This is a genomic window from Psychrobacter sp. TB55-MNA-CIBAN-0194 (assembly GCF_040309505.1).
In the GTDB taxonomy this organism is placed as follows: Bacteria; Pseudomonadota; Gammaproteobacteria; order Pseudomonadales; family Moraxellaceae; genus Psychrobacter; species Psychrobacter fozii.
Window position 1 is genome coordinate 1 of sequence record NZ_JBEOOW010000018.1, and the last position, 5,071, is coordinate 5,071.

Annotated in this window: 2 tRNA genes and 2 rRNA genes; all 4 read left to right on the forward strand. The window is 49.6% G+C overall.

Annotated elements, in window-relative coordinates:
- The first annotated feature begins 15 nt into the window (after positions 1 to 15).
- The 4 genes from AAEY75_RS14010 to AAEY75_RS14025 all read left to right on the forward strand — a co-directional run bounded on the left by AAEY75_RS14010 (position 16) and on the right by AAEY75_RS14025 (position 5,019).
- Positions 16 to 1,554 (forward strand): 16S ribosomal RNA (locus tag AAEY75_RS14010).
- 89 nt (positions 1,555 to 1,643) lie between these two features.
- Positions 1,644 to 1,720: transfer RNA gene (locus tag AAEY75_RS14015), tRNA-Ile, on the forward strand.
- A gap of 8 nt (positions 1,721 to 1,728) precedes the next feature.
- Positions 1,729 to 1,804: transfer RNA gene (locus AAEY75_RS14020), tRNA-Ala, on the forward strand.
- Positions 1,805 to 2,157: 353 nt separating this feature from the next.
- A 23S ribosomal RNA gene (locus AAEY75_RS14025) occupies positions 2,158 to 5,019 on the forward strand.
- Together the 16S and 23S rRNA genes with 2 tRNA genes alongside form the textbook arrangement of a ribosomal RNA operon.
- Positions 5,020 to 5,071: the final 52 nt, after the last annotated feature.

Genomic DNA, 5,071 nt, shown 5'->3' on the forward strand with positions numbered 1-5,071 from the left:
CTTCATAGCAAGATTAAACTGAAGAGTTTGATCATGGCTCAGATTGAACGCTGGCGGCAGGCTTAACACATGCAAGTCGAGCGGAAACGATGATAGCTTGCTATCAGGCGTCGAGCGGCGGACGGGTGAGTAATACTTAGGAATCTACCTAGTAGTGGGGGATAGCACGGGGAAACTCGTATTAATACCGCATACGACCTACGGGAGAAAGGGGGCAGTTTACTGCTCTCGCTATTAGATGAGCCTAAGTCGGATTAGCTAGATGGTGGGGTAAAGGCCTACCATGGCGACGATCTGTAGCTGGTCTGAGAGGATGATCAGCCACACCGGGACTGAGACACGGCCCGGACTCCTACGGGAGGCAGCAGTGGGGAATATTGGACAATGGGGGAAACCCTGATCCAGCCATGCCGCGTGTGTGAAGAAGGCCTTTTGGTTGTAAAGCACTTTAAGCAGTGAAGAAGACTCCGTGGTTAATACCCACGGACGATGACATTAGCTGCAGAATAAGCACCGGCTAACTCTGTGCCAGCAGCCGCGGTAATACAGAGGGTGCAAGCGTTAATCGGAATTACTGGGCGTAAAGGGAGCGTAGGTGGCTCTATAAGTCAGATGTGAAATCCCCGGGCTCAACCTGGGAACTGCATCTGAAACTGTAGAGCTAGAGTATGTGAGAGGAAGGTAGAATTCCAGGTGTAGCGGTGAAATGCGTAGAGATCTGGAGGAATACCGATGGCGAAGGCAGCCTTCTGGCATAATACTGACACTGAGGCTCGAAAGCGTGGGTAGCAAACAGGATTAGATACCCTGGTAGTCCACGCCGTAAACGATGTCTACTAGTCGTTGGGTCCCTTGAGGACTTAGTGACGCAGCTAACGCAATAAGTAGACCGCCTGGGGAGTACGGCCGCAAGGTTAAAACTCAAATGAATTGACGGGGGCCCGCACAAGCGGTGGAGCATGTGGTTTAATTCGATGCAACGCGAAGAACCTTACCTGGTCTTGACATATCTAGAATCCTGCAGAGATGCGGGAGTGCCTTCGGGAATTAGAATACAGGTGCTGCATGGCTGTCGTCAGCTCGTGTCGTGAGATGTTGGGTTAAGTCCCGCAACGAGCGCAACCCTTGTCCTTAGTTACCAGCGGGTTAAGCCGGGAACTCTAAGGATACTGCCAGTGACAAACTGGAGGAAGGCGGGGACGACGTCAAGTCATCATGGCCCTTACGACCAGGGCTACACACGTGCTACAATGGTAGGTACAGAGGGCAGCTACACAGCGATGTGATGCGAATCTCAAAAAGCCTATCGTAGTCCAGATTGGAGTCTGCAACTCGACTCCATGAAGTAGGAATCGCTAGTAATCGCGGATCAGAATGCCGCGGTGAATACGTTCCCGGGCCTTGTACACACCGCCCGTCACACCATGGGAGTTGATTGCACCAGAAGTGGATAGCTTAACCTTCGGGGAGGCGTTCACCACGGTGTGGTTGATGACTGGGGTGAAGTCGTAACAAGGTAGCCGTAGGGGAACCTGCGGCTGGATCACCTCCTTATAGATGACATTCGGTCAGCAAGAATTCACAACAAGTTGTTCTTTAGTTTAAGCTAGTATTTATTAGCTTTTGCCTTTGTAGGCATACAAAGGCCTGTAGCTCAGCTGGTTAGAGCACCGTGTTGATAACGCGGGGGTCGGCAGTTCAAGTCTGCCCAGGCCTACCATTATTTACGGGGCCATAGCTCAGTTGGTAGAGCGCCTGCCTTGCACGCAGGAGGTCAACGGTTCGACTCCGTTTGGCTCCACCACTATAAATACGAAACTTTAGATGCTAATAAATAAAATAGGTATTAAATAGAAACAAGTGATTCGCCATTATATTGGCAAGATTACTTCTTTCTGTTTTATACAGAACCTGCTACTCGACGAGAGAGTAGGAACTATTTAAAAACATAGATATGAGTCTGGGTTAGGAAGAGCGTGTTCACGCGCACTTCTTAACCTTAATAACTCACCTCTTAACGACATCAGTTGTTATCCCAGGGGTGAGTTATTAAAAAAGTAATAAGAGAACTGAATCAAGCGTATAAAATTAGGTGATATCGTTATCATAATTAGATTGTATGACACTTAGAAGTCGAGAGACTACTTGGGGTTGTATGGTCAAGTAATGAAGCGCACATGGTGGATGCCTTGGCAGTCAGAGGCGATGAAAGACGTGACAGCCTGCGATAAGCTTCGGGGAGGCGGCAATATCCTGTGATCCGGAGATTTCTGAATGGGGAAACCCACCTACCATAAGGTAGGTATCTTGTACTTGTACAAGAAGCGAACGAGGGGAAGTGAAACATCTCAGTACCCTTAGGAATAGACATCAAATGAGATTCCCCTAGTAGCGGCGAGCGAACGGGGAGAAGCCGATTAATTCTAATGTAGAAGAACAGCGTGGGAAAGCTGACCGTAGTAGGTGATAGTCCTGTATTCGAAACATTAGAGTTAACATATTAAGTAGAGCGGGGCACGAGAAATCCTGTTTGAAGATGGGGGGACCATCCTCCAAGGCTAAATACTCCTGACTGACCGATAGTGAACCAGTACCGTGAGGGAAAGGCGAAAAGAACCCCTGTGAGGGGAGTGAAATAGAACCTGAAACCGTGTGCGTACAAGCAGTAGGAGCTTCAATTTATTGGAGTGACTGCGTACCTTTTGTATAATGGGTCAGCGACTTATATTCTGTAGCAAGGTTAACCGTTTAGGGGAGCCGTAGGGAAACCGAGTCTTAATAGGGCGTTTAGTTGCAGGGTATAGACCCGAAACCGAGTGATCTATCCATGAGCAGGTTGAAAGTGCCGTAACAGGCACCGGAGGACCGAACCCACTGTCGTTGAAAAGCCAGGGGATGACTTGTGGATAGGGGTGAAAGGCTAATCAAACTCGGTGATAGCTGGTTCTCCCCGAAAGCTATTTAGGTAGCGCCTCGGACGAACACCATTGGGGGTAGAGCACTGTTTCGGCTAGGGGGTCATACCGACTTACCAAACCGATGCAAACTCCGAATACCGATGAGTGATATCCGGGAGACACACAGTGGGTGCTAACGTCCATTGTGGAGAGGGAAACAACCCAGACCGCCAGCTAAGGCCCCAAATTCCTAGTTAAGTGGGAAACGAGGTGGGAAGGCATAGACAGCTAGGAGGTTGGCTTAGAAGCAGCCATCCTTTAAAGAAAGCGTAATAGCTCACTAGTCGAGTCGGCCTGCGCGGAAGATGTAACGGGGCTCAAACTAGGAGCCGAAGCTGCGGATTTGAATTTGTTTTCAAGTGGTAGGGGAGCGTTGTGTAAGCCTGTGAAGGTGTGTCGTAAGGCATGCTGGAGGTATCACAAGAGCGAATGCTGACGTGAGTAACGATAATGCGAGTGAAAAGCTCGCACGCCGGAAGATCAAGGGTTCCAGTCCAACGTTAATCGGGGCTGGGTGAGTCGACCCCTAAGGCGAGGCCGAAAGGCGTAGTCGATGGGAAATCAGTTAATATTCTGATACTTGTTTATAATGCGATGGAGGGACGGAGAAGGTTATGTCAGCCTGGCGTTGGTTGTCCAGGTGAAAGGATGTAGGCTTGTGGCTTAGGTAAATCCGGGCTACTACATGGCTGAGATCTGATAGCAAGCTGTACTTGTACAGTGAAGTGGCAAATACCATGCTTCCAGGAAAAGCTTCTAAGCAATAGTTATAAACGAATCGTACCCTAAACCGACACAGGTGATCAGGTAGAGAATACCAAGGCGCTTGAGAGAACTCTGCTGAAGGAACTAGGCAAAATGGTACCGTAACTTCGGGAGAAGGTACGCTGTTGGTGGTGATAGGACACGCTCCTTGAGCTGCTGGCAGTCGCAGATACCAGGCTGCTGCAACTGTTTATTAAAAACACAGCACTCTGCAAACACGAAAGTGGACGTATAGGGTGTGATGTCTGCCCGGTGCTGGAAGGTTAATTGATGGGGTTAGCGTAAGCGAAGCTCTTGATCGAAGCCCCAGTAAACGGCGGCCGTAACTATAACGGTCCTAAGGTAGCGAAATTCCTTGTCGGGTAAGTTCCGACCTGCACGAATGACATAATGATGGCAGCGCTGTCTCCAGCAGAGACTCAGTGAAATCGAAATCGCAGTGAAGATGCTGTGTACCCGCGGCTAGACGGAAAGACCCCGTGAACCTTTACTACAGCTTTACATTGAACTTTGACCTGACTTGTGCAGGATAGGTGGGAGGCTTTGAAGCAGACACGCTAGTGTTTGTGGAGCCAATCTTGAAATACCACCCTGGTCATGTTGGGGTTCTAACTCAGGTATAACAATACCGAGGACAATGTATGGTGGGTAGTTTGACTGGGGCGGTCTCCTCCTAAAGAGTAACGGAGGAGTACGAAGGTGCGCTCAGACCGGTCGGAAATCGGTCGTAGAGTATAAAGGCAAAAGCGCGCTTAACTGCGAGACCCACAAGTCGAGCAGGTACGAAAGTAGGTCTTAGTGATCCGGTGGTTCTGTATGGAAGGGCCATCGCTCAACGGATAAAAGGTACTCTGGGGATAACAGGCTGATACCGCCCAAGAGTTCATATCGACGGCGGTGTTTGGCACCTCGATGTCGGCTCATCTCATCCTAGGGCTGAAGCAGGTCCTAAGGGTATGGCTGTTCGCCATTTAAAGAGGTACGCGAGCTGGGTTTAGAACGTCGTGAGACAGTTCGGTCCCTATCTACCGTGGGCGTTGGAAATTTGAGAGGATCTGCTCCTAGTACGAGAGGACCAGAGTGGACGAACCTCTGGTGTTCGGGTTGTCACGCCAGTGGCATTGCCCGGTAGCTACGTTCGGATGGGATAACCGCTGAAAGCATCTAAGCGGGAAGCCCACCTCAAGATTAGATTTCCCTAAAGAGCCGTTCAAGACTAGGACGTTGATAGGCAGGGTGTGGAAGTGCAGCGATGCATGTAGCTAACCTGTACTAATTGCTCGTTTGGCTTGACCATACAACACCCAAGTGGTTTGTATACAAGTCTAATTAATCTATCTTGTATAAGC